Origin of the sequence: Niastella soli (assembly GCF_017742245.1) — a bacterium.
Classification (GTDB): domain Bacteria; phylum Bacteroidota; class Bacteroidia; order Chitinophagales; family Chitinophagaceae; genus Niastella; species Niastella soli.
The window spans coordinates 2088752-2114727 of record NZ_JAGHKO010000001.1 but is presented as its reverse complement, the minus strand read 5'-3'; the positions used below and the strand labels follow the sequence as shown (position 1 = coordinate 2114727).

The 25976-nt window shown below is 44.0% G+C and carries 24 protein-coding genes; 12 read left to right on the top strand and 12 right to left on the bottom strand.

Features of this window, described 5'->3' with window-relative positions; translation table 11 throughout:
• The first annotated feature begins 178 nt into the window (after positions 1 to 178).
• Together J7I42_RS08845 and lpxD are read left to right on the top strand one after the other, a co-directional pair.
• On the top strand, positions 179 to 1399 hold the full coding sequence (locus J7I42_RS08845) for an HD domain-containing protein (RefSeq protein ID WP_209138410.1): 1221 nt from the start codon (positions 179 to 181) through the stop codon (positions 1397 to 1399).
• 150 nt (positions 1400 to 1549) lie between these two features.
• Entirely contained in the window at positions 1550 to 2599 is a 1050-nt protein-coding gene (gene lpxD, locus J7I42_RS08840; protein ID WP_209138409.1) for a UDP-3-O-(3-hydroxymyristoyl)glucosamine N-acyltransferase, read from the top strand.
• A gap of 127 nt (positions 2600 to 2726) precedes the next feature.
• Here the strand turns inward: lpxD and J7I42_RS08835 are convergent, their stop codons facing one another.
• The gene (locus J7I42_RS08835; RefSeq protein ID WP_209138408.1) at positions 2727 to 3668 is read right to left on the bottom strand and encodes a c-type cytochrome; all 942 of its coding nucleotides are present in this window, start codon (positions 3666 to 3668) and stop codon (positions 2727 to 2729) included.
• 176 nt (positions 3669 to 3844) lie between these two features.
• Between J7I42_RS08835 and J7I42_RS08830 the strand changes: the two genes are divergently transcribed.
• From J7I42_RS08830 to J7I42_RS08820, 3 genes are all read left to right on the top strand, one after another.
• Complete coding sequence (locus J7I42_RS08830) at positions 3845 to 5248, top strand: bifunctional UDP-3-O-[3-hydroxymyristoyl] N-acetylglucosamine deacetylase/3-hydroxyacyl-ACP dehydratase (RefSeq protein ID WP_209138407.1); 1404 nt, start codon at positions 3845 to 3847, stop codon at positions 5246 to 5248.
• A 171-nt stretch (positions 5249 to 5419) separates the two neighbouring features.
• The gene (lpxA, locus tag J7I42_RS08825) at positions 5420 to 6283 is read left to right on the top strand and encodes an acyl-ACP--UDP-N-acetylglucosamine O-acyltransferase (protein WP_209138406.1); all 864 of its coding nucleotides are present in this window, start codon (positions 5420 to 5422) and stop codon (positions 6281 to 6283) included.
• The gene (locus J7I42_RS08820; RefSeq protein ID WP_209138405.1) at positions 6264 to 6962 is read left to right on the top strand and encodes an ABC transporter ATP-binding protein; all 699 of its coding nucleotides are present in this window, start codon (positions 6264 to 6266) and stop codon (positions 6960 to 6962) included. Before lpxA ends, J7I42_RS08820 begins: the two co-directional genes overlap by 20 nt.
• 213 nt (positions 6963 to 7175) lie before the next feature.
• Here J7I42_RS08820 and J7I42_RS08815 read toward each other — a convergent pair whose 3' ends face one another.
• From J7I42_RS08815 to tsaE, 4 genes are all read right to left on the bottom strand, one after another.
• The gene (locus J7I42_RS08815; RefSeq protein ID WP_209138404.1) at positions 7176 to 8441 is read right to left on the bottom strand and encodes a hypothetical protein; all 1266 of its coding nucleotides are present in this window, start codon (positions 8439 to 8441) and stop codon (positions 7176 to 7178) included.
• 767 nt (positions 8442 to 9208) lie between these two features.
• Entirely contained in the window at positions 9209 to 10447 is a 1239-nt protein-coding gene (locus J7I42_RS08810; protein ID WP_209138403.1) for a hypothetical protein, read from the bottom strand.
• Between the two features lie 296 nt (positions 10448 to 10743).
• Complete coding sequence (locus J7I42_RS08805; RefSeq protein ID WP_209138402.1) at positions 10744 to 11958, bottom strand: alanine dehydrogenase; 1215 nt, start codon at positions 11956 to 11958, stop codon at positions 10744 to 10746.
• A gap of 96 nt (positions 11959 to 12054) precedes the next feature.
• Positions 12055 to 12468 (bottom strand): tRNA (adenosine(37)-N6)-threonylcarbamoyltransferase complex ATPase subunit type 1 TsaE, encoded by a 414-nt coding sequence (gene tsaE, locus J7I42_RS08800; RefSeq protein ID WP_209138401.1) that lies wholly within the window; start codon positions 12466 to 12468, stop codon positions 12055 to 12057.
• 143 nt (positions 12469 to 12611) lie between these two features.
• Between tsaE and J7I42_RS08795 the strand changes: the two genes are divergently transcribed.
• From J7I42_RS08795 to J7I42_RS08785, 3 genes are all read left to right on the top strand, one after another.
• Positions 12612 to 14732, top strand: coding sequence for a heavy metal translocating P-type ATPase (locus J7I42_RS08795; protein WP_209138400.1), 2121 nt, complete (start codon positions 12612 to 12614; stop codon positions 14730 to 14732).
• A 313-nt stretch (positions 14733 to 15045) separates the two neighbouring features.
• Complete coding sequence (locus J7I42_RS08790; protein ID WP_209138399.1) at positions 15046 to 15420, top strand: four helix bundle protein; 375 nt, start codon at positions 15046 to 15048, stop codon at positions 15418 to 15420.
• A 79-nt stretch (positions 15421 to 15499) separates the two neighbouring features.
• Positions 15500 to 17401, top strand: a complete 1902-nt coding sequence (locus J7I42_RS08785; protein ID WP_209138398.1) for a RecQ family ATP-dependent DNA helicase — start codon at positions 15500 to 15502, stop codon at positions 17399 to 17401.
• Between the two features lie 188 nt (positions 17402 to 17589).
• Here J7I42_RS08785 and J7I42_RS08780 read toward each other — a convergent pair whose 3' ends face one another.
• The 3 genes from J7I42_RS08780 to J7I42_RS08770 all read right to left on the bottom strand — a co-directional run bounded on the left by J7I42_RS08780 (position 17590) and on the right by J7I42_RS08770 (position 20394).
• The gene (locus tag J7I42_RS08780) at positions 17590 to 18147 is read right to left on the bottom strand and encodes an ester cyclase (RefSeq protein ID WP_209138397.1); all 558 of its coding nucleotides are present in this window, start codon (positions 18145 to 18147) and stop codon (positions 17590 to 17592) included.
• Between the two features lie 110 nt (positions 18148 to 18257).
• Positions 18258 to 19817, bottom strand: a complete 1560-nt coding sequence (locus J7I42_RS08775; RefSeq protein WP_209138396.1) for a helicase HerA-like domain-containing protein — start codon at positions 19815 to 19817, stop codon at positions 18258 to 18260.
• Between the two features lie 205 nt (positions 19818 to 20022).
• Positions 20023 to 20394, bottom strand: coding sequence for a co-chaperone GroES (locus J7I42_RS08770; RefSeq protein ID WP_209138395.1), 372 nt, complete (start codon positions 20392 to 20394; stop codon positions 20023 to 20025).
• 195 nt (positions 20395 to 20589) lie between these two features.
• On the opposite strand from J7I42_RS08770, the gene J7I42_RS08765 reads away from it, so the two are divergent.
• Entirely contained in the window at positions 20590 to 21291 is a 702-nt protein-coding gene (locus J7I42_RS08765) for a response regulator transcription factor (protein WP_081199586.1), read from the top strand.
• 348 nt (positions 21292 to 21639) lie between these two features.
• On the opposite strand, the gene ruvB is transcribed toward J7I42_RS08765, so the two are convergent.
• Positions 21640 to 22674 (bottom strand): Holliday junction branch migration DNA helicase RuvB, encoded by a 1035-nt coding sequence (gene ruvB / locus J7I42_RS08760; protein WP_209138394.1) that lies wholly within the window; start codon positions 22672 to 22674, stop codon positions 21640 to 21642.
• 128 nt (positions 22675 to 22802) lie between these two features.
• On the opposite strand from ruvB, the gene J7I42_RS08755 reads away from it, so the two are divergent.
• Together J7I42_RS08755 and J7I42_RS08750 are read left to right on the top strand one after the other, a co-directional pair.
• Complete coding sequence (locus J7I42_RS08755; RefSeq protein WP_209138393.1) at positions 22803 to 23450, top strand: NADPH-dependent F420 reductase; 648 nt, start codon at positions 22803 to 22805, stop codon at positions 23448 to 23450.
• Between the two features lie 103 nt (positions 23451 to 23553).
• Complete coding sequence (locus tag J7I42_RS08750; RefSeq protein ID WP_209138392.1) at positions 23554 to 23838, top strand: hypothetical protein; 285 nt, start codon at positions 23554 to 23556, stop codon at positions 23836 to 23838.
• 3 nt (positions 23839 to 23841) lie between these two features.
• Here the strand turns inward: J7I42_RS08750 and J7I42_RS08745 are convergent, their stop codons facing one another.
• On the bottom strand, positions 23842 to 24327 hold the full coding sequence (locus tag J7I42_RS08745; RefSeq protein WP_209138391.1) for a DUF1203 domain-containing protein: 486 nt from the start codon (positions 24325 to 24327) through the stop codon (positions 23842 to 23844).
• Between the two features lie 76 nt (positions 24328 to 24403).
• Positions 24404 to 25114 (bottom strand): peptidoglycan DD-metalloendopeptidase family protein, encoded by a 711-nt coding sequence (locus J7I42_RS08740; protein WP_209138390.1) that lies wholly within the window; start codon positions 25112 to 25114, stop codon positions 24404 to 24406.
• 214 nt (positions 25115 to 25328) lie between these two features.
• On the opposite strand from J7I42_RS08740, the gene J7I42_RS35315 reads away from it, so the two are divergent.
• Entirely contained in the window at positions 25329 to 25463 is a 135-nt protein-coding gene (locus tag J7I42_RS35315; protein ID WP_262898104.1) for a hypothetical protein, read from the top strand.
• Between the two features lie 5 nt (positions 25464 to 25468).
• Here the strand turns inward: J7I42_RS35315 and J7I42_RS08735 are convergent, their stop codons facing one another.
• Entirely contained in the window at positions 25469 to 25957 is a 489-nt protein-coding gene (locus J7I42_RS08735; protein WP_209138389.1) for a hypothetical protein, read from the bottom strand.
• Between the last annotated feature and the right edge of the window lie 19 nt (positions 25958 to 25976).

Below are 25976 nucleotides of genomic sequence, written 5' to 3'. Positions count from 1 at the left end.
GTTCTAAGTTTAAGTTCTGTGTTTTAGTTCCAGGATCCTGTTTTACTCCCGATTCCAAATTGGACGCCTCAACTCCAAACTTTTGGCAACAAGCTAACCAAATTTAATTTATCCGACGAGGCTTTGTACTTTTGCCCGCTGCTTTTGGCAGCAATTTTAACAAAAAAGCAAGCAGCGAATGACAAACCGCATCAGAAAGATCATCAATGACCCTGTATATGGGTTTATTACTATAGATGATCCGCTTGTTTTTCAGGTCATCTCGCATCCCTGGTACCAGCGGTTACGGCGCGTTCATCAAATGGCATTTGCGCACCTGGTTTACCCGGGCGCGGTACATACCCGCCTGCATCACTCACTGGGCGCCTATCACCTTATGTGCAATGCGTTAACCGAGCTGAAGAATAAAGGGGTGGACATAACTCCGGAAGAAGAAACAGCTGCTAAAATTGCGATCCTGTTACACGATATTGGGCACGGGCCATTTTCACATGCTCTTGAAAATGTGCTGATCAATGATACACATCACGAAACGATCAGTATCCTGATCATGCGGGTGCTCAATGAACAAATGAATGGTCAGCTGCATAAAGCCATCGACATTTTTACCAATAATTATACCAAGCCCTTTTTACACCAGCTCATTAGCGGCCAGCTCGATGTTGACCGCATGGACTACCTCACCCGAGATAGTTTTTATACGGGTGTTTCGGAAGGGGTCATTGGGTACGACCGTATTTTAAAAATGCTGGCGGTGAAAGATGGTGACCTGATGGTGGAAGAAAAAGGAATTTACAGCATTGAGAAATTTTTGGTCGCCCGCCGGCTCATGTACTGGCAGGTATATTTGCATAAAACCGTACTGGGCGCAGAAAAGACCCTTATTAAAATTATACAAAGGGCCAAAGAATTGATTCAACAAGGCCAAACAGTACACGCAGCATCTGTTACCTTTGACTTCTTTTTAAACAGCGCCACCAACACCGCTTTTATTGAGCAGCAACTTGAAAGATTCTGCTTGCTCGATGACTACGATGTGCTGACAACCATTAAAAACTGGATGTTTCATCCAGATATTGTTTTAAGCACCCTGTGCCGTGGCTTAATAGAACGTCGTTTACTAAAAGTTAAATTACAGGCTGAACCGTTTGATCAGGATTGGATTAAAACACAACGGAATAACATTTGCCACCAGTTGAAGATAAAAGAAGCCGATTGCGACTATTTCATTTTTACCGGTGTGGCAGAAAACACCACCTACGACCCTAATGAAGAACGTATTAATATTTTATTTAAGAACGGTACGGTGACTGATATATCAAAAGTTGACAATGCATTGATACATCAGGCATTAGCAAGCCCTGTGAAAAAATATTACATTTGTTACTACAATTGTTAAACAGTAATGTAAGTCGATCTGTTAAGACCTTTTATCGCATCGATCAAACATATTATTCATTTTCAATATGTAGTAATTTTTTACGTTTTATTATTTTTGGTTTATATAAAGGTTTTAAATATTCGACTTATCTGACATAACGACCATTCTATGCAATTTACCGCAGCGCAAATAGCTATGATCATCAATGGCAAAGTGGAAGGAAATCCCGAAACTTTGGTGCATTCATTTGGAAAAATTGAAGAAGCTCAAGCTGGCCAGCTTTCTTTTTTGGCCAACCCCAAATACGAAGAATACCTGTATCGTACTAAAGCTTCCCTGGTTATCATTAACGATTCGCAGGAGTTGAAAGAACCTGTGAACGCTACTTTGATCAGAGTGGCCGATGCTTATTCAGCATTTGCTACCCTGCTTACCAAATACCAGGAAATGGCTACTCAAAAGTTATCCGGTGTACAGGAGCCTGCTTATATTAGCAAGTCGGCTAAATACGGACAACAGGTATATATAGGCGCTTTTTCTTACCTGGGTGAGAATGTAGTACTGGGGAACAATGTAAAAATATTTCCCAACGTATTCCTGGGCGATAATGTAAAGATCAACGACAATACCATAGTTCATCCCGGGGTAAAAATTTACCACGATTGTGTTATTGGCAAAAATGTAACCATTCACGCCGGTACGGTTGTGGGTAGTGATGGTTTTGGTTTTGCACCACAGGCAGACGGCAGCTTTAAAAAAGTGCCTCAAATTGGCAATGTGGTAGTCGAAGATTTTGTAGAGATTGGCGCTAATGCCACCATCGACCGTGCTACTATCGGATCTACTGTAATAAAAACAGGCGCCAAACTTGATAACCTGATCCAGGTAGCCCACAATGTGGAAGTTGGTAACAATACGGTTATCGCTGCACAGGCTGGCGTAAGCGGCAGTACTAAAATTGGCAACAATGTAATGATCGGCGGACAGGCTGGTATTGTTGGCCATATCCAAATTGCCGATGGCACCAAGATCAACGCACAAAGTGGTGTGAGCAAATCAATAAAAACACCTAACGCTGCCGTTACCGGTAGTCCGGCTTTTGAATATACCAGTGCCCTGCGTAGCCAGGCTGTAAGCCGCAAGTTGCCTGACCTGGAGAAGAGAATTGCAGAATTGGAGCAATTGGTGAAACAGTTACTTACAGAGAAAGTAAGTTAATCAGTTGATACATTGAAATAATAAAAAGGTGGGCCCCCTCAGAAGGGGCTCATCTTTTTATATAAGGGTGAGCCATATGCCAGCTGGCGTACGCCCCACCCTTTTTGTTTAACCGCCTCAAGCTAACTTATTTTGTACCGGCTTTTGCTGTTGAGCCAGGCAAAGATTTTAAGTAATTGAAGATCGCTTTCAGATCACCATCACTCATTCGCTTAAACGAATTCCAGGGCATATGGCTGTAAGGAATTAATTTTCCCATACGGAACCGGTTAATAAAATCAATTTGCGACCAGCCATAAATTCGTCCTGGGGTATTAGGGTTTATATTGGGTGAAACAAGCGTTGGTATACCCGGTTCTTCAAACTTTAATCCGCCGGCAAACGGTTCTCCAATAAAAGCGCCTGTCATCATATCGCGATTGGTATGGCACCCCACACAATTGGCCACGCTATTGGCCAGGTATCTTCCATATACAGCCGTTGAATCTCTGTGAATTGTTTTGGGCACTTGTTCGCTGGGCCCAACGGGTTTTAACATAAACGCCTTCACTATCCTGCCCATCATGGTTACGGAATGATCAGGTACCTGATTGCGTACCGGTTTGGTACTACGCAAAAAAGAGATCACCGCTGTGAGGTCCTCATCGCTCATATTGTGAAAGGGCATGAAATCAATAACTGCTGTTCCATTCGGTCTAACGCCATAGCGTAACACCCGGGCTATTTCGCCATCAGTATATCTTCCAATTCCGGTTACAGGATCGGAAGTAATGTTTCTCACATAAAAATTACCCACCGGTGTTTCGAAGATCCGGCCACCATTTAAGGCCGGCTCTTGTCCGAGTTTAAACACCGAATCTGCATTGCCGGCATAATGGCAATCAGCGCAATGCGCAGGGCCATAGGCAATCTCCTTACCATGTGCAACTATTGCGCTATCTGCAGTAGATTTTATATCAGGATAAGGTGCTTCGAATTTGAGATTTTGGCGGCTGGCAACCACAATTGCGATTAACAACACTAATGACAGAATGACTATACCTGTCCATTTTAAGAGTTTGCGTATCATGTTGAATATTTTTCTGGGATCATCAAAACTAAATGGTCAGTATGGGTGTTAAAACCATCGCCGTAATGAATTGAGAAAACACTTATATGAATTGAGAAAAATTAAGTAGGTCAGCTTCTGTACCTTTTCGTCTGAGTGGAATCCCTATCTTTGCGCATTCTTTATAAAACCAAAGGATGAACAATAACTTTAATCCAGATAAGCAACATACCCTGCAATCTGCTGTGAGTATTTCCGGAACCGGTTTACATACAGGTGTTAATGTGGATATGACCCTGAAACCAGCCAACCCAGGCTTTGGTTTTCAGTTTCAACGCATTGATCTGCCCGGACAACCCGTAATAAAGGCTGATTGTGACCTGGTTACCGATACTTCCCGAGGAACAACCTTGCAGGAAGGCGATACCAAGGTTTGTACGGTTGAGCATATTTTGGCAGCCTTGGTGGGCATGGGCGTTGATAACTGTCTTATTGAACTGAATGGCCCTGAAATTCCCATCGCCGATGGAAGTTCTGCACCTTTCGTAGAAATTATTGAAGAAGCTGGCGTGTTGGAGCAGGATGCAGCCAAAGTTTGGTACAGCATCGATACCAACATTACTCATTATGATGAGTTGAAAAGGGTTGAAATGACAGCCATGCCAGCTACTGACTATAAAATAACCACCCTAATTGATTTTAATAGCCCTGTATTGGGCACCCAGCATGCTGGTTTAAAAACCATGCGGGACTTTAAAGAAGAGATTGCGCCTTGCCGGACCTTCTGCTTCCTGCACGAGTTGGAAATGTTGTTGCAACACAATCTTATCAAGGGTGGTGATGTAAACAACGCCATTGTGATTGTTGACAAACCGGTAACTCCTGAGGTAATGGAACGACTGGCAAAAGTGTTCAACAAGAAAAACATTGAGGTAAAAAATGAAGGATACCTTAATAACCTGGAGTTGCGTTTTCCCAATGAGCCTGCCCGCCACAAAACACTGGATGTGGTAGGCGACCTGGCCCTGATCGGTTATCCTATCAAGGCGCATATCATTGCCAACCGCCCCGGTCACAGCACCAACGTTGATTTCGCCCGTAAGATCAAGCAGTATATAAAAAAAAATAAACATGTAAAGGATGTACCGGTGTATGATCCCAATCTGCCACCAGTATACAGCACGCAACAGATCGAAAAAACGCTGCCGCATCGCTATCCTTTTCTGCTGGTTGACAAGATCATAGAATTGAGCGACAAACACATAGTAGGCATTAAGAATGTGACTTTCAACGAGCCTTTTTTTGCAGGTCATTTTCCTGGAAATCCCGTGATGCCTGGTGTATTACAAGTAGAAGCGCTGGCTCAAACCGGTGGCATCCTTTGTATAAACGCTATGCCTCCCGGTGAATATGATACCTACTTTTTGAAGATCGATAATTGTAAATTCAAGCAAAAAGTTGTTCCCGGAGATACTATGATCCTCAAAATGGAGTTAATGGCTCCTATACGGCGCGGTATTTGCGAAATGCGGGGTACGGTATACGTAGGCAACAAAATTGCCACTGAAGCCGACCTTATGGCACAACTCGTAAAACGGTAAATAATTGGTTATTACACCCGAAAAAGGTTAGTGAACAATAAAATATATCAGTCCGTAGGGGTTTAATGATTTAGATTTGTCTATTTTAGCAGATTAATTAATATCAAACGTCAATCCATCCATAAACAGAATTTAGGTGACAATCACCAGCAAAATCCCACCGGGGAGGGGATGTCTGTTACGCCTATGAGTGAATATCCTGGTACAACCCTTAAGAATGTAAACAAAATGATTCATCCGCACACATATATACACCCTAACGCAAAGTTAGCCACCAATGTGAAGATTGATCCTTTTACGGTTATTCACCAAAACGTGGAAATTGGCGAAGGCACTTGGATAGGAAGTAATGTAACGATCATGGAAGGCGCCCGCATCGGCAAAAACTGCCGGATTTTCCCCGGAGCCGTAATTTCAGCCATGCCGCAGGACCTCAAATTTGAAGGTGAGGAAACGCTCACAGAGATTGGTGATAACACCACTATTCGTGAGTTTGTTACTATTCACCGGGGTACCAAAGACAGGTGGAAAACAAAGGTTGGCAAAAATTGCATGATCATGGCTTACAGCCACGTTGCCCACGATTGTATCATCGGCAACAACGTTATCCTGAGTAATAACTCTCAGGTGGCAGGTCACGTAATACTGGGCGACTGGGCTATTTTAGGTGGAATGTGCGCAGTTCACCAATTTACCAAGGTTGGTCAACACGCCTTTGTAAGCGGTGGTTCACTGGTAGGTAAAGATATTCCTCCTTATATTAAAGCTGGTCGTCAGCCATTAAGCTATGCCGGGGTAAACTCGGTTGGTTTAAAAAGACGTGGTTTCACTATCGATAAGATCAATCATATCCTCGATATCTATCGCGTTATTTACAACAAAGGCTTTAATACCAGCCAGGCACTTGAATACCTGGAAGAAGAGTTTTCCGCATCTGATGAGCGCGATGAAATTGTAACCTTTATTCGCGAAAGCGGCCGGGGTATCATTAAACGCTATTCAAAAAATAGTGTGGATGAAGATATCGCTGATTAATGCCGGCAAGCGATTTAACCGCGACTGGATCTTCCGAAAAATAAATCAGGAATTTATTTCAGGCTTCGCCTACGCAATTACCGGTCCCAATGGGTCCGGTAAATCTACTTTATTACAGGCGATCGGCGGGGCCATCATGATGAGTGAGGGGAAAGCGCTGTATGCAATCGGCAGTCCCCAACAAGTAAGGGCAGGCTCGCAATCCCTGTCATCGAGTCAGACTGGCAACAAGCCAACCCAGGAAATTGAGGTTGATAATGCATTTAAATACATCTCCATTGCGGCGCCTTATCTTGAACTGATTGAAGAAATGACCCTTATGGAAATGCTGGAGTTCCATTGTCAATTCAAACCCTTTCTCTCCCATGTCAGCATTCCCGACATTATCACCATCCTTGGATTAAAAGCAGCCGTTAACAAACAGATCCGGTTCTATTCAAGTGGAATGAAACAACGGGTGAAACTGGCGCAGGCTATTTTCAGTGATGTGCCATGTATTTTGCTCGATGAGCCCTGCACCAACCTTGACGCGGCAGGAATTGAACTATATCACCAATTGATACGCGATTACGGTAATAACCGGTTGATCATTGTTAGCTCTAACGATCCGCAGGAATATTCTTTCTGTACTGAGATAATAAGCATCATGGATCATAAACCGATAATAGTGAATCGGTGAGTTGTGAGTTGTGAGTGGACTCGCGAAATTCGAGACTCACTTAATCGGCAGACGGCAGATGGACCCCGACTGTTTAGATTAATAATTATCTTGCGCAGCCCAATCCTACTTCTTTTAATCGCCGAAGCCTTGGCGTAGGCGATCTACTTCCTACAACCATCCCTTATCAACCCTATCACCCTTAACAACCAAATTAACCTCTCCCCTCTACTTCTACCTCTTCTGTATATATACATGACTGCCTATTCCCAAATGAGCTTTATCCTTTGGGTAGAAATAAAACGCGCGACGCATGGCAGTACCATTGTTAAAGCGCAATTCAATAGAATAGCCATTCAATACATAGGAACCAGCTTCGTCCTTTTTTGAATAGGCGGAAGTGGGAATACTATAATCAGTATAATTTGTACCTACCGATACCCCAGTCAAAGCAAACCGGCCCAGGTTGTTAAACAGGATGTTTTTGGAAGAAACCGTAATTACATTTCCACCCATAGGTGAATTACCTGCACCTGACATATTGCTGAAGGCCCCCTCAATTTTTTCATTGCCTGCTGCAGGCCTTGCCCAAAACCAGTTCTTCTCCCATCGCTCCGTTTTATTTCTTCCCGGCCAGTTAACCACAATAGCGCCACCGCTTATACGCCAGGTGCCCCATTTTTTGGGTTCCCGTTGCTTCGACAGGGCAACATCAAATTCATACGGACTAACCACGGGATTGCTGTACAAGCTGCCATCATTCAATAAAAGATAAGGCGTGTACTCGCTCATAACAGCTCCCCCTACCCCATAACTGTACTCCAGGTTTAATATTATCCCTTTTATCTCAGTGGCCTTTAATCCTTTCGTAATACGATTGGTATTATCGGCATTGGCAATAACATTTCTGGGAATGGGTGCTTTCTCAATAGCGGGTGGAGCTACCGGCTGAGGCAATGCATTGGTTTTTGCTACATCCACCTGGCCCGAAGTTTCAAATGCCCCTTCCTGTTTGGCAAGTTTACCAAAGTGCATGGCGGCCGTTTTCATACAATTGGTATAATAGGTAATATCGGGTGAACTAAACAGCTTTGCCATGCGGTACTGCTGATTGCTGGTACGGTAAGCCATATACGCCACATACCATACTTTGCCGTTCCTGTCTGTGATCTTACCCGAATACGAAGAGAGCGTGCTGTAGCTGATATTCTTTTTGTCCTTATTCTTGCTTTTTGGCACGGTAAAGCCCGAAAACAACATATTCTTATCAATGGAACCGGTAAACCACTCATCAAAGCTTTTTCCGTCAGCCTTTTCAAGCGGCATTATTTCATAGGTGAATTCTTTATTTTCATCGCTGAAAACCGCGGTAGGACTAAAAAGATAACGTCCTTTATTTTCTTCCATCCTCCAACCTAACATAGGTTGAACGGTTTGAGCATGCATTGAAGGAATGCCCCAACCCATCATCAGGACGATAACCAGGAGCGCATTTTTCATAAGTAGGCTATTTACAGCCTTTGAAAGTCAATTTTCGGGCCACAGAAAAAAAAGACGGTTTGTATAGGCTAAAACTTTCTCACATGTTCAAAACTTTTCCATACCAACCTTTTAACCATGTATATGCGCTTGTAAATAATCTGATCAGATTACCTTGTTGGGGTGAGCTGCCCCGTCATAGAGGAGAGGTCGGGACAGTGCTGGTGAATCCGGAATGGGTGTGAACCTGTGTGAGAATGCTCAGGAAATGGTCAGGAAGTTGTCTACATATTGTCTGGTAGTTGTCTTGGAACCGGTTCCAAGAGCATATCTGGAGTATCCGTAGAGCACCCTTAGACAATATGCAGGCCAATAAGCTACTATCCCAATACAATTCTGATACAGTTACGCTACGGTTGTGCCACTACCCGGCACCGCTTCTGGCGGGTTGCTCCACTATTTATGCACCATTATGCTCCAGCCAGCTGCTTCAAAGTTGCCTTTCAGGTCACCACTGGGGATGTTCGGGATATATGCAGGATGTATCAAAAGTAAACGGGCTGAGAATAGCTTCGGCCGGGCCCCAAGGGGGCCTGGCAGGGAGCTTACCCGGACCTAACAGGGACTTTATCCCTGTTAGGTCCCTGTTAGGTCCTTGTTAGGTCCTTGTTAGGTCCTTGTGAGGTCATCAAAAGGCTGGGTGCAATTGGGGTGTAAATGAAAAGAGGGTGTCCCAAAATTACTTTTGAGACACCCTCTTTTTACTCCTTTGCATGGAATATCGTTTATTAATTACCGGTTAAGCCTTCAACTGCAGCCTGTTTGGGAGCATACACTGAATTGCCTATCCCAAAATGGGTGCTACCCTGGAGGTAGAAATAGAACATGCGACGAATAACGGTACCGTTATTAAAATGCAGCTCCATTGAATAGTCATTGAGGGTATAAGTTCCGGCTTCGTTGTATTTTTTGTATTCAGAAGCAGCCACATTGGTGCCATCACCACCTGTTAAAGTGAACTGGCCATCTTTATTGAAGTAAATATACTTAGAAGTATAAGCTTTTTCACTGCTCTTTACATTGCTATTCTCAGCACCATTTACTGTCATGAATGAACCGTCCAGTTTTTCATCTTTTTGAGATGGAGTAGCCCAGAACCAGTTCTTGAACCATTTTTCTGTTTCACTGGTAGCCGTCCATTCAACCAGGAATGAACCATTTTTCAATTTCCAGGTTCCCCATTTCTTAGGTTCCTTTTGTTTTGATGCGGCCACATCCAGGCTATATGGACTAATAACAGGTTCATTATAGATTGAACCATCATTCAACACCAGGTAGGGTTTGTATATCCGTACCATTTTACCATCAGCATTGGTGTTATATTCAAGATGGATGAGGATACCATTTATTTCCTGTGTTTTCAAACCCTTTTCAGGAATGACTTCACTTTGTGCAGGACTGATAGGTGTTCTGTTTTCCTGTTTGGTATGTGCGTTGTTTCTGGCATACCTACCATTGGCAGAAGCCGTAGCATCCAACCTGTTCAGGTTACCAAAATGTTCAGCAACAGGACGCATATTGTTTGCATAATATTTCACATCGGGTGAACTCATTATACGCGCCATGCGATTATCACCTTCACCTACCTGATAACCAACATAGGTTACATACCAGGCTTTGCCTTTTTTGTCGGTTAACTCTGTAGAAAGTGAAATAATAGTTTGATTGGTGGTGATGTTCTTTTTGCTGGTGGCAGGAAGAGTAAAACCAGACGCTGTTGCATCTTTATCAATGGCGCTACTAAACCATTGTTCAATTGGTTGCCCTTCACTTTTTGCAATGGGCATGATCTCGTACAAAAATTCCTTGCCTTCAAGACTGGCTGCTTTGCCAGGTTTCAAAGTGTAGCTACCGCTTTTCTCATCCAGGTCCCATCCGGAAATGGGAGGAACAACTACTTGGGAAAAGGAGGTAGTTTTACTAACCAAAATACTTAGTACTATCAACAAATAGGGCCTTGCTTTCATAACAGGTATTTGAATCCAATTAGCAACTTTTGGGCCATAGAAAACGCGTAAAACGTCCTTTTATTACGAACTAGCAACGTTTTCTTGTTAAACTGGCCTGCAATTGTTAATTGGGGAATGCGCAAAATTAATCTGAAACTCGGTAAAGTCAAATGCCTTGCGCATTATTAAAAGAAATAAATATAATTTAATGCTATGCCCGGCATTTTATATGCTGGTTTACATTATCGCATATATGCTCAAAAATATTGTTGCATCAGAATAAAATATATTTTTCATTCCCATGCAACCTTTTACTAGCGCTGGCTTGCGATTAGCAAATTAAGGTCGGTATATTTTAAGTCGAAGCGTTGGCTCAGGTGGAAATTAGTGAGCGCTCCTTTGAAAAGATAAATACCACTTCGCAGATGAACTTTATGCCATACGAGGTTCTCAAATCCCCCCTCTTCGCCCGCTTCCAGCAACAATGGCATCAATACATTACTGATGGCTTGTGAGGCGGTGCGTGCAAAGCCCGATGGAATATTGGGCACACAATAGTGAATAACGCCGTACTTCATGAAGATCGGTTGTTCATGACCGGTTATCTCAGATGTTTCAAAACAACCGCCCCGGTCAATACTAACATCAATGATCACACTACCAGGTCGCATATTGCTTACCATTTCTTCGCTAACCACCACCGGCGTGCGGCCGCTTTGCGAACCCAGTGCGCCTACAGCAACTTCACAGGTCTTTAATTGCTTGGCCAGAATGCGGGGCTCAATTACCGAGGTCCACATACGCTGGCCTATGTTATTTTGTAACCGTTTTAACCGGTATACACTATTGTCGAATACTTTTACCGATGCACCCAGGGCCAAAGCGGCACGGGCGGCAAACTCACCTACAATACCAGCCCCCAGAATAATGACCTTGGTTGGCGGAATACCTGAAATACCACCCAGCAACACCCCTTTGCCATGGTTGGCCGAACTGAGGTATTGGGCTGCAATAAGCATGACCGCACTTCCCGCGATCTCGCTCATGCTGCGAACAATGGGTAAACTATCGCTATCGTCTTTCAGGTTTTCGAATGAGATGGCAGTAATGCGCTTCTCCATCATTTTCTGCAGAAATTCAGCCTTCATGGCCGACAAATGAATGGGAGAAATGATCACCTGGTTAAACTGCAGATGGGGCAGGTCTTCTTCCACCACCGGAGCGCTTTTTACCAGAATAGGCGCTTTATATACCTGCGCTTTTTCATATACGATCTTGGCCCCGGCCTCGCTGTAATCCCGGTCGCGGAAATGGGCAGCCTCCCCGGCATTATGTTCAATAACTACATTATGTCCGTTACTAACCAGCACTCCTACTGCTTCGGGGGTCAGTGCAATACGGTTTTCCTGGAAAGCAGTTTCTTTTGGGATACCAATATGCAACTCCGACCCTTTGGGTTTTATATCCAGAGTTTCCTGAAGCGTTTCGTAACTAAAAGAAGTGCTGATGATCGGCTTTTGCTGGGACATGTAGCAGTAAATGATTTTACCCCCATTATCGGGGCCACAAGTTACAAATTAAATTCTGAAGTAGGCGGTAAGAGGTAGTGGACCTTACTTTAGACTTTATATACCAGAAAAATGGATGATCCTTGTATTTGGATCTACTACCTGGATCTCTACCCATGCAGTATCCTCGGGAAAAATGCCTTCGGCCCGGGCTGGCCATTCCACCAGACAAATTTCGCCGGAATACAGACAGTCCTCCACCCCGGCCCGAACGGCCTCCTCCTCATCTTTCAACCGGTACAGATCGATATGAAAAACCCGGCCACCCGGATATTTATATTCGTTTATAATGGAAAAAGTAGGGCTTCCGACCGTACTTGTTACCCCTTTCTCGTCACACAAGGCGTGAATAAGGGTTGTTTTACCGGCGCCCATGTTGCCATAAAAGGCAATCACCTTACGCCCATCAATAAGTTCCCAAAACCGGTGGGCCGTTTGCCTGATGTTATCTAATGTACATTGCAGCTGCATAAAGACGCAAAGATAATGGCCATGGGGCGGAACGAAAGATTAAAGTTAAAATTGCAACCCCGTGTACATAATATTGCCATAATGCCGGGAATTAAGATCATTGAGCGGTAAATTTGCAAATACACTCAACCCCATGGATGAACATGAATAAAGTGAATTGGAAAGTAGATGGCATGACCTGTTCAAATTGCGCACTAACTGTTCAGCAATACCTCACCAGTGAAGGGCTCGAAAACGTGAAGGTAAACCTGATGGGGGGTGAGGTAAGCTTTGATATTACCGAAAATAACGAACAAAAGCTTATTAAAGGCATAGAATCGCTGGGCTATACCGTTCAAAATGACAATCTGCCAGGCGCAAAAAAACGCAAGCGGTTATTTACCTCCCACAAACAACGCTTCCTATTCTGCCTGATCTTTACGCTGCCCCTGATGCTGCATATGCTCGACAAGTGGTTGCACCTCCACTGGTTGATGAATCCCTGGGTGCAACTAGGTTTATGTTTACCCGTATATATAGTGGGGATGGATTTTTTTGCCCGCAGTGCTATAAAAAGCATTCGCAACCGCATGCCCAATATGAATGTACTGGTGACCATTGGCGCTACAGCTGCATTCGCGTACAGCTTAACCGGTGCCTTGCTGAACCTGGGGCCGCAGTATCTGTTCTTTGAAACTACCGCTTCCATCATTACCCTGGTGTTCCTGGGTAATTTTCTGGAAGACGCCTCTATACAATCCACTCAACGGGCGCTGAACAGCCTGGCCAAATCACAAAAAATGGTGGCCAATATGATCGCCTTTGATGAAAACCACCAGGAGATCATTTTCCCAATGGAGAATACGCAATTGCGTGTCGGCGATCTGGTCCTGATCAAAAGCGGCGAACAGGTACCGGTTGATTGTAAGATATTATCGGGCGAGGCAACCGTAAATGAATCTATTATTACCGGCGAAAGTTTACCCCTTCATAAAAAAGGGAAAGACAAACTGATCGGCGGCAGCATCGTCATTGATGGCATTGTTCGCGCTCAGGTTACCGCTGAAGCAAAGGATTCCGTTCTTTCAAACATCATTAACCTGGTAAAACAGGCCCAAAGCGAAAAGCCCCCCGTACAACAACTGGCCGATAAGATCAGCGCCATTTTTGTGCCCCTGGTACTGGCCATTGCCGTAGTGGCCTTTATAGCGAACTACCTCCTACTTCATGATTTTACAATTGCCCTGATGCGCAGCATCGCCATTCTGGTAATTGCCTGCCCATGCGCTATGGGACTGGCCACTCCCGCCGCCATTGCGGTTGGCCTGGGCCGGGCAGCCAAAAACGGCGTTTTATTCCGTAATGCCAAAAGCCTTGAGCTCTTCAGGAGCATTAAACAAGTGGTGTTCGATAAAACCGGTACGCTTACTACAGGCAGGTTTGAATTGTCTGATTACAAAGTGGAAACAGATGTCCTTTCCATAGAAGAATTCAAGCACATTGCTTTTTCATTGGAAAAATACTCCAACCATCCTATTGCCCAGTGTATAACACTCAGCTGGAAACAAAAGAACGCGATCCGTTGGACCAAAATAGAAGAGAAAAAAGGCGTTGGCATGATTGCCACTACTGCAAACGGCGATCAATATATTGCCGGTTCATTCGAAACTGCCATGGCAGTAACTACCGACGATACACATAACGTATATATCATCAGGAACGGGCAATTGCTGGGCTGGATCGATGTTAGAGATGAGGTTCGCGCTGAAGCTATTTCAATAGTACAATATCTTCGTCACCGGAACATTCGCACCATATTATTAAGTGGCGATCGCCTGCCCAAATGCCGCCAGCTGGCCAATTTGCTGGGCATTGATGAAGTGATAGCAGAAAAAAAGCCGGAAGAAAAAATGGCTGTTATCGAGGACCTTACCCTGCAGGGCCCAACGGCCATGGTGGGGGATGGTATCAATGATGCACCTGCACTGGCCAAAGCAACTATTGGTATTTCATTGAGTGAAGCATCGCAAATAGCTGTACAAACGGCCGATGTTGTATTGATGAACAGTGGAATTAAAAACCTACCCCTCGCGTTGGGATTAGGCCGTCATACGTTTCTTACCATCAAACAAAATCTTTTCTGGGCGTTTATTTACAATATCATTGCCATTCCAGTTGCAGGATTTGGATTGCTCACCCCCACCTTTGGTGCCTTGATAATGGGATTGAGTGATGTGGTGTTGGCGGTTAATTCGGTGAGGCTTTTTGTTAAAAGAGTATCTTGATTTAACTTAAGCAGCTTTCGTGAATCGGCAAACGTGAAACGGGAAATGAATACAGGGCATCTCACTGCGTTCGATGCTGGCGATTAATTCGGTGAGGCTCTTTGTTAAAAGAGTATCTTGATTTAACTTAAGCTGCTTTCGTGAATCGGCAATCGGCAATCGTGAATCGGCAAATGAATACAGGCATCTCACTGCGTTCGATGCTTGTCACTTCGCTGCGCTCAGTGCCAGGAATGGCAGTCAGCAGTCGGTAATCGACAATAAATCCAACTTAGCCGGTAGTAATCGGCTATTTTCACAAGAAATTCATAGATTGGCATTACAATTAAATGCCATGTTTTTACAGCTTGCCCACAAAGAACGCGACATTTACAAGGTATCAAAGTTATTTGTAGTTACTTGCTATCGATTAACTAATACATTCCCTTCCGAAGAAAAATTTAATATGATTTCACAAATCAGAAGGGCCGCATTATCGGTGCCATTGAACATCGCAGAAGGGGCATCGCGAAAATCGGATGCTGAAAGAAAAAGATTTTATGAAATAGCCAGAGGATCAGTTATAGAAATAGATGCGCCAATAGAAGTTGCCGCTGAGTTGAAATATGTCATCAAAGAAGAACAGGAAGAACTTGGAGAATTGATGATCAGATGCTTTCAAATGCTTACAAAAATGATCGGTCATTGATTGACTATGAAACATTGCCGACTGCCGATTGCCGACTGCCGGCCCAAGCAACTCTGAAACACAATCACACCACTAACCAATGAGCATTCATCATATTCTAAAAGCATACTGGGGTCACTACAATTTCCGCCCGCTGCAGGAAGATATAATAAGGTCCGTGCTAAATGGTAAGGATGCCCTGGCATTGATGCCCACAGGCGGTGGTAAATCTCTTTGCTTTCAGGTGCCCGCAATGGCTAAGGAAGGATTGTGCCTGGTGATCAGTCCTTTAATTGCATTGATGAAAGACCAGGTAGACAACCTGCGTAAAAAAGGCATAACAGCGTTTGCTATTTACTCAGGCATGACCCGCAAGGAAGTGATCAACATCCTAAAACTGGCCACCAACAGCAATTGCAAATTCTTATACGTTTCCCCGGAGCGGTTAGAAACTAATTTGTTTCAGGAATACCTTCCAGCCCTTGATATTAACCTCATTGCAGTTGATGAGGCACACTGTATTTCGCAATGGGGCTACGACTTCAGACCGCCCTATTTGCGCATCGCGGCTTTGCGTGAAGAACTGCCTGGCATCCCCATCCTGGCACTTACCGCTTCCGCCACACCGGCAGTACAAAAAGATATTTGTGAGAAACTTAATTTTAATGATCCAGCCATTTTCAGCCGGTCGTTTGAACGGCCGAATTTATCATACAGCGTATTCACCGTTGATTCAAAGATCAACAAGATCACCGAGATATTACAGAAAGTAACAGGCAGCAGTATTGTTTATTGTAAAAGCCGTAAACGTACCAAAGAAATAAGTGATCTGCTGAACATGCATGGTATTACAGCCGACTTTTATCATGCTGGTTTGCCACAGGAAGAACGGATGCGCAAACAAACAGCCTGGATCAATAATGCTGTTCGTACCATCGTTTGTACCAATGCCTTTGGTATGGGCATCGACAAACCCGATGTACGCGTGGTAGTACATGCCGATGTACCTGATTGCCTGGAGAATTACTACCAGGAAGCGGGTCGTGCCGGTCGTGATGAAAAGAAATCATACGCCGTATTGTTGTATGATCACAAAGAACTAATTGACCTACAGCAGCTACCTGATATCCGCTTTCCTACTTTAGAAAGCATTCGACTGGTTTATGAAGCCCTGATGAATTACCTGCAAATACCATCCGGTTCGGGCGAAGGCAATTACTATAACTTTGATTTTACTGATTTTGTAAAAAAATTCAGAATAGACATTAACCTGGCCATCTATGCCATTAAAGCACTGGAACAGGAAGGTTGGTGCTCTTATAGTGAACAGATATTTTTACCCTCTCGTATTCAGTTTGTAACCAATAAATCCTGGTTATATCAATTTGAAAATGATAATCCGAAACTGGAACCGCTTATAAAAACCCTGCTGCGCACGTATGAAGGCATTTTTGATATACCGGTAAGTATACACGAAAAAAACATCGCCTATTTATTGCGCAGGGAAGAAGCAGACATTATTCCCGATCTGAAAAGATTGCATGCCAACGCAATCATAGAATACATACCTAAAAAAGACAGTCCGCAGATATACCTTATGTTGAACCGGGTAAGAACAGAGTCGCTGCGTATCAACATGGCTGCATATGATAAAAGAAAGCAACAGTTTATCGAGCGCATCAATAAGATACAGGAATATATTCATGTCAGTAAACAATGCCGCAGCCAGTTTATTGCTGCTTATTTTGGCGATGATAAAACAAAACCTTGTGGTATTTGCGACAATTGCCTGAAGCAAAAAGACCATGGACTTTCTGCTGATGAATTTGATACAATCATGCAGTCTGTATTCAAGATCATTCGCCAGCAACCGGTCCCCAGTGAAGCGTTGCCACAACAGTTACCCGGTATAAAAAAAGAGAAGCTTTATAAAGTGCTGGACTTTCTTCAAAGTGAGAACAAAATCTATATAGACAAAGAAGGGTATATAAAGCCAGCGTAAAGAAAAAGACCTGTAAGGTCCATCATTGGGTTTTGAACTATCAAACTGATGTCTTGGACCTGACAGGTCTTATGCTTAGCCGGCACAAGCGGACGTTTGTGCCATTTTAAGGAATCGACCTGTCAGGGCCGCATTAACCATCTAATTATTCAAGACCCGATGGCGGACCTTACAGGTCTTCGCATCCATTATTTATGCATATGCATGCCCACCTGTGACATCATCGTATTCGATGATTGCACATTGTGGTGTTCTGTTATCTGCCCCTCGTCGTTGAGTTTGAAGATATCAACATCCTTAACCTTATACGATTTATTGGTGGCCTTCATACCCATGAAATCACCTTTCCAGGTGCCCGTCTGATCGGCCCAAACCGCTACCCAATCGCCATCAGCTATATACTTCACGTTTTCGGCTTTGTTATCAGGAAAAGCGGTCATCCATCCGTTGATCATTTTCTCAATACTATCCCTTCCCTTAACTGGCGGCATGCTGCCATCGCCATAATCAACCACATCTGCCGTGCAATACTTCAATGCTTCACTTACATTGTGCGAATTCATGGCATCATAACTGGCCATCACCGTTTTTTTGTTGCGCTCCGATTTACTTTCTGAAGTGGTGGCTGCTGTTGCGGTGGTGTCGTTCATTTTGGTTGTTCCCCCTTCCGCTGTTTTGTTCTCATTGGACCCACAAGCCGCAAAAAGGATAGCTGTTGCGGCAAACAATAAAAGCGATTTCTTCATAATTGTTATTTTAGGTTAAAGAATAAAAATCCCTGTCATGTGCCATGACGGATGGTTGGGACTTGTGTAACAATAGAAGATACGGTTATGATTGCTGCAAACAGGCCTTGTTAAAACCAGCTACTCGATTTTTTAGATGAACTTTTTCCACCCAAACCCAATGCCCCCAGCAAGCTGCGGGTAATAACATTGGCGGCGGTACGTCCTATTTGTTTGGTAACTGAACTTTCCAGTACTTTTTCCAAAGTTGATTTTTCTTCTTTCTTCGATGCTCTGGTTGGCTTTTCAGCAGCCTGCTGTTCCGATCTCTGAGCTGCTTCTTCCAGTTTGGCGGTTAATATTTCACACGCACTTTCTCGGTCTTCGTCATTGGCGTATTTCTTTACCAGCTTCGATCTATCAACCAGGTTATCAATTTCTGCATCCGTTAAAACATCCATGCGTGAACGGGGCGGCACCAGCATCGTATGCACCAGCGGGGTGGGAATACCCTTTTCGTTCAGCGCAGTGACCAATGCCTCTCCTATACCCAGTTGGGTAAGCAGTTCATCGGTTTTATAAAAGTCTGTTTCAGGATAGTTCTCAGCAGCCTGTTTAATGGTCTTTCTGTCGGCAGCAGTAAAAGCACGCAAGGCATGCTGCACCTTTAAACCCAGCTGACTTAAAATAGCGGCGGGAACATCCTGCGGGTTCTGTGTACAAAAGAAAATGCCTACTCCTTTTGAACGAATAAGTTTTATGATGGTCTCAATCTGTTGTAATAATGCATCAGTAGCTTCCTGGAACACCAGATGCGCCTCATCGATAAATAGTACCAGTTTGGGCTTATCCATATCACCTGCTTCTGGTAAAGTGGCATACAGTTCAGCCAGCATTTGCAGCATAAAGGTGGAGAATAACTTGGGTCGGTTTTGCATGTCGGTTACCCGCAATACATTTATTATTCCCCGGCCATCATCGGCAATGCGCATGAGGTCATCAATCTCAAAAGAAGGCTCCCCAAAGAAATGGTCAGCGCCCTGCTGTTGCAGCTCTATTACTTTCCGTAATATGGTGCCGGTGCTGGTAGTAGCTATCTTTCCATAAGCCTGCTCTATCTCTTTCTTGCCTTCGTTGCTTACATACTGGATCACCTTTACAAAATCTTTCAGATCAAGCAGGGGCATTTTATTATCATCGCAATATTTGAATATCAGGGATACAATGCCTTCCTGGGTATTGTTCAGGTCGAGGATCTTTGATAATAAAATGGGGCCAAATTCGCTTACCGTTGCACGCAAGCGTACGCCTTTTTCATCGCTCAGGCTCATTAGCTCAACGGGAAAAGCAGCGGGTTTGTATTCTCCCCCGATCTTTTCCAACCGCTCTTTGATATTATTATTCTCTGTACCGGCAGCGGCAATGCCACTGAGGTCGCCTTTAATATCCATCAACAACACAGGCACACTGGCATCGCTCAATGCCTCGGCTATCAACTGCAGGGTTTTGGTTTTTCCCGTACCGGTTGCGCCGGCTATCAACCCATGCCGGTTCATAGTTTTTAATGGCAGAAAGACATCTGTTCCCGCAAGCACTTCCCCATCCAATACAGCCGTACCTATACGAAAAGATTCTCCTTTAAATGTGTAGTTATCCTTTACTAACTGAACAAATGCATCCTTATTTGCCATACTCAAATTTTATGGCAGAAAGATACAGGTTTACGCGCAATCGACAAGCTCCCGCCAACGAACAGATTATATTTTTTACCAACACGTAACAGTGCGGCCATTCCAGCCTAACCCGCTGAAAATAAACCACCTACCAAAAATAAACGGAGCGGTCCGCCGAAGGTGGACCGCTCCATTTGCCTATTAACAAATCAGTCAATCAGGCTTACATGTCTTCTTCCCGCTCCAGCATTAGAATAGCACTTTGCGGAACGATGTAATACTTATCATTTTCATACAACACCTCGGTGGCGCCGCTCAATAAAAAGATGGCCAGATCGCCTTCTTTTGCCTGTAATGGAACGTATCTTACCTGCTCTTCGCTCCCTTTCCAGCTTTCTTCCTCTATCGGCATGGGAATGGCATATCCTGGTCCGGTTTTAATTACGTACCCCTGCTGTACTTTTTCGCGTTCCCCTACCCCGGGCGGCAGGTATAAACCGGTTTCTGTACGTTCATTTGGTTTAGCAGGACGGATCAATACTCTGTCACCAATGACAATAAGTTTTTTGAATTTGTTATCAGTTGTCAAACGCATACGACCTTGATTAAAGGCGTAAAATTAACCAATTAACTGTTCATACTATCTATTTACCGTTCAGCCCGGCGGGCCCGCCTTCGCTAAAGCTTCGGCGGGCAAAGCAGGGATTATTAACAAAAAATTACGCGGATATTGCCGGTTATGGCAAATGATTTAACTTTATTTACACTATCGAACTAAATCTACATCACAATGGAAGGAAAGAAACCTAAAATTTTATTATGCGAGGACGACCAGAACCTTGGAATGGTGTTGAAGAATTATCTGGAATTAAATGACTTTGATGTGACGCTGGAACGTGACGGTCGCCTTGGCCTTGCCGCTTTTCAACGCGAAAGATTTGATCTGTGCTTACTTGATATAATGATGCCTCATATGGATGGTTTCACGCTCGCGGAAGAGATCCGCGATGTGGACCCGGATATTCCATTATTCTTCTTAAGCGCCAAAACCATGAAGGAAGATATCATTCAGGGTTACAAACTCGGCGCCGACGATTATATTACCAAACCGTTCGATAGCGAGGTTTTGTTATTGAAAATTAAAGCCATTCTGAAAAGGAATGAAGAAGTGAATAAAGAGCAGGAGAACAAAGAGTACGACCTGAGCGATTATCACTTCAATCCCAAATTACGCGAATTGAGCCATAGCGGGAAAACACAAACCTTATCGCCTAAGGAAAATGAGTTGTTGAAAATGCTGTGCGAGCACATGAACGACCTGTTGCCTCGTGAGCAGGCCCTCAAAAAGATCTGGGGCAGCGATACTTATTTCAATGGCCGTAGTATGGACGTGTATATTGCCAAACTGCGCAAATACCTGAAAGACGACGACAGTATTGAGATCGTGAACATCCATGGAAATGGATTTAGATTAGTGGTACCTGTGGCTTAGTCGTGAAACGATAAACGTGAAATAAGCCTTCCGGCAATTAGCAATCCCGAATTAATTCAAGATAAAGCTCAAAATAAGAAACGCTGAGTACGTATGTATTCAGCGTTTCTTATTTGAGGCTTAAGACTATTTATTAGTTTCAAAAATCGCGATCCTTTTCACGTTTCACGTCTCATCCCGGCTAAGCCGGGACCGATTCCAGGCGCCGAGCGTAGCGAAGGTGCTATTGCATCGAACAAAGTGAGATGCCCTGTATTTGTTTGCCGTTTCACGTTTCACGATTGCGGCCCCGAGCGCAGCGAAGGTCGTAAGTGCCGACCTGTTTGCCGAAGCCTTGGCGTAGGCGGATTAATCAAACAATGTTCCCACTCCACCACTACCCGGCGCTATTCTTCCCAAATGGGCATACGCCTTGTGCGTTGCCTCACGGCCACGGGGGGTGCGTTTAATAAACCCTTCCTGGATCAGAAATGGTTCATACACCTCCTCCAGCGTTCCGGTCTCTTCGCCTACAGCCGTCGCAATAGTGGTAATACCTACAGGACCACCTTTGAATTTATCAATAATGGTAAGCAGTATGCGATTATCCATTTCATCGAGCCCATGTTCATCCACATTCAATGCTTTTAGCCCATGCTGGGTTATACCCAGATCAATAACGCCATTGCCAAGCACTTGCGCAAAATCGCGCATCCGGCGTAACAGGCCATTGGCAATACGGGGCGTACCGCGGCTGCGCCGGGCAATTTCACCCGCCGCATCTGAAGTTATTTTTGTGCCCAGGATGCTGGCCGAACGTGAAACAATTTTCTGCAATGTATCGGCGGTATAATATTCCAGCCTTTGTTTAATGGCGAAACGCGATAGTAAAGGTGCCGTCAGCAATCCACTGCGGGTGGTAGCGCCCACCAGCGTAAAGGGATTTAGTGTTAATTGTATGCTGCGGGCATTGGGGCCGCTATCGATCATAATATCGATACGGTAGTCTTCCATGGCCGCATACAGGTATTCCTCCACCACTGTGCTCAACCGGTGAATTTCGTCTATAAACAATACATCCCGCGGTTCCAGGTTGGTAAGTAACCCCGCCAGGTCACCGGGTTTTTCAATTACCGGTCCGCTCGTTTCCTTGATGTTCACGCCCAACTCATTGGCCACAATACGGCTCAGCGTTGTTTTACCCAAACCGGGCGGGCCATGGAACAGAATATGGTCAAGGGCTTCCCCCCGCATTTTAGCCGCCTTAATAAAAACGATCAGGTTTTCGATGATCTGCCCCTGTCCCGAAAAATCATTTATTTCCCGGGGGCGGATGTTATTCTCAAACTCCTTATCCGCCGCACTAAGGCTTTCTTTATTGTTATTTAAGTTCGGATTAGACATGCTTTGTAAAACTACGCAAATGTAAGTCAGTAAACCAGGTAATCGTAAAATTCACTAACTTAATACGGAGCTGGTCTTCCGTACCCCCGATCATTTTTACACTACATCATCTATATAAAATCTGAATTATGAAAGTAGGTATTATTGGCTCGGGCATAGTTGGCCAAACACTTGGCACTGCTTTTTTAGCCGAAGGATATGAAGTTATGCTGGGTACCCGCAACCCCGGCAAAGAAGAAGTAAAAAAATGGAAGGATGCCAACCCCAAAGGACAATGCGGCACCTTTGGCGTAACCGCGCAATTTGGTGACATTGTAGTATTGTCCGTTGCCGGTTCTGCAGCGGAATCGGCTATCAAGCTATCAGGCACTTCTCACTTTAATAATAAGATACTGATAGATACTACCAATCCCATTGCAGCCGGTGCCCCAAATGATGGGGTGTTGTCGTTCTTTACAGATCTAAACGAATCATTGATGGAACGGCTTCAAAAACTGATCCCACAGGCAAGAATAGTAAAAGCCTTTAACAGTGTAGGCAGCCCGCAAATGTATAAACCAACCGTAAAAGGCGGCCCGCCTACCATGTTCATCTGCGGTAATGATGTCAATGCAAAAAAAACCGTGACGGATATCTTAACTGCTTTTGGCTGGGAAACGGCTGATATGGGTGTAGCCACCGCCGCCCGCGCCATTGAGCCTTTGTGTATGTTGTGGTGTATTCCCGGTTTTTTACAGAACCAATGGACGCATGCGTTCAAGTTGTTAAAAGTTTAAGGTTGAAGGAAAATTGCCAATTTCAGGCTTCCCGAGATTTTTCGACAGTTATATCTTTCAGGGCACTTTCAACTTTCTACTTTAAACTTTATAACTTTATAACATGAACTTCGAAGTTTTTCAACAAAGCCTTGACGCCAATACACCACCTGGCAACAGTAATGTATATCTTCAATCGTTATGGCACGATGCCAAAGGCGATTGGGAGCAGGCTCATACGTTGATACAAGACCTCACTGATAAAACAGCTGCCTGGATCCATGCCTACCTGCATCGTAAAGAAGGCGACATCTGGAACGCCAACTACTGGTACACCAAAGCCGGCCAACGCATGCCTGGTTATGGCCTTGAACAGGAGTGGGAGGAATTGGTTAAAGCCATGCTTTAACAATTATTCCGGTACCCGTTCAATTTTACAGATATAACAACAAGCCTGTGCATTGCGGGCATGGAGGTATTCAATTTCGGGATGTAACTCAAATGTATTAGCAATAAGCTCGTCCACATCATCATCCCCTACCAGCCGCGTAAATACCATCAGCTGCTCTTTGCTATATCCGATCAGCGACAAGGGAAAGCTTTTCTTATTGGCCTTTATTTCAGGAGGGAACCGATGAACGTCTGTATATTCTTCTACATCCTCTTTATTGATAAAAACAGGTCCGGGTTGGTTGTAAGGATTGTCAATACCAAATGGACTATGACTGATCAGAAGCCTTGTATCAATCCCTTTTTTAAATGGCTTTAGCGAAACCCTGCACGGCCCCAACCCTGTTGCTATTTGCTCAATAACCGAGTGCCCAAATGTATCTTTACCACTTGACCTGATCTGGGCTGCATATTCTTTTGACAGGGGAACAATTTTAAACTTTCGCATGGTGTATTCTTTTGTTGTAACACAAAATTGCCACCATTGCCAGCTTATTTCAACCCGTTTATTGCTATATAAAAAGTTATTCTTTTATATACCGGTCCAACTGTAAAATGAGGTTGGGGTCGGGGCAATTGGCCAGGTATTTTTCCCGCTCAGAATTTTTGCAAACACCGGGATAATCACCTTCTTTCAATTCCATATCGAGAATGATCTGAAAATGAAGGTGTGGCGGCCAGTGGCCATTTTCATGTAACTCGCCAAAGTGCGCAATGGTTTGTCCAATGGAAACGTATTGTCCGGCTGAGAGGGTTTGAATATCGCGTACACTCAAATGACCATATAAAGTATAAAAAGCAAATCCATCCAGTTGATGTAATAAAATTAACGTGGCCCCATAATCGCCATATTGATCGTTGAACGCAAAGCTGTGTATCATACCGCCCATAAAGGCATACACATTGGTGCCTGCGGGTCCCCAAATATCAACTCCCAAATGCAGCCGACGCGGCTCTTCATTTGGTTGAGCACCGTCAAATACCGAACTGATACTATAAATGGTGCGATTTTCCGCATAACCACCTATACCATACCGGGAGTTGGTGGTTTGCAGTTTACGTTGAATATAATCACTGAATATATGTTCATCGCTCAGGATCTCAGCAGTGAGTTCTGTATTCTGTTGCGTAAAATCCAATGGCAGTAAATGATCTGTTCCCGGAATAAAATCTACTACCCGGTGAAAAGTGTGTTGATATTTACGGATGATATTTCCAAATGTTGCTGCGTTCAATGGTTGATGAATTATAGTACGCTAATAATCAGTTTGCTGTTAAAACAATTAAAATTTCAGGCAATGCCTTTTTGCTAATATACAACATCTCCTTAATAATCAATAAGTAGCGATCAATGTAATCCAAACATCCATTTAGTTTTGCCAACTTTTCACCACAAATTATAAAATGGCATAATTTCTGACTAACTAACTATTAAAATCAATGCAGGGTATGAACACGTGGACGATCATATTTTATCTTATACTGGCGGTTTCGATAGTATCTTATACCATTCTGATGAATTATAAAAAAGACCGGAATGAATTAGAAACTGGCGATCAGGAGGAATCAAATAAAAGGAATTGATCTTTTTACTCCTGCTCACTGAAAACAATCATTGCTGACTGAGGTAATAACGCGCTGTAATTAACTTCAATAGAATTAAGCAATCTTTCTTCCAGCATATTTGCCATAGTTTCAAAGTACAGCACCACATGCTCCCGTACGTTTCGCTTCAGCCATTTAAAGCCGCCGGGTAACCGGTTTAATATCTCACGATCTTCGAGGTATTCCAGATTATGAATATCCGTAGGCGTGAGTCCCAGGTCTTGCAGCTTTTTTAATAACAAATTAATTGGAGCATCGCTGACCGAACAGGTTTCCTGAGCCAGTTCCGTCCACTCACCGGTACCGGTATGGGCATAAGTAACTATCTCCTCTTTTGTCAATGTAGTTGTGGCTTGTAATAAATGTCCACAATTACAGGCCCCATGATGCCCCCAGGCATAATAATTGCCATTTACCAGGCCGGCGGCTGCTTTTCGCAAGCCTTCGATCAACGCTATTGTTGGATATGCCATATTGCAAATTTCCTAATAA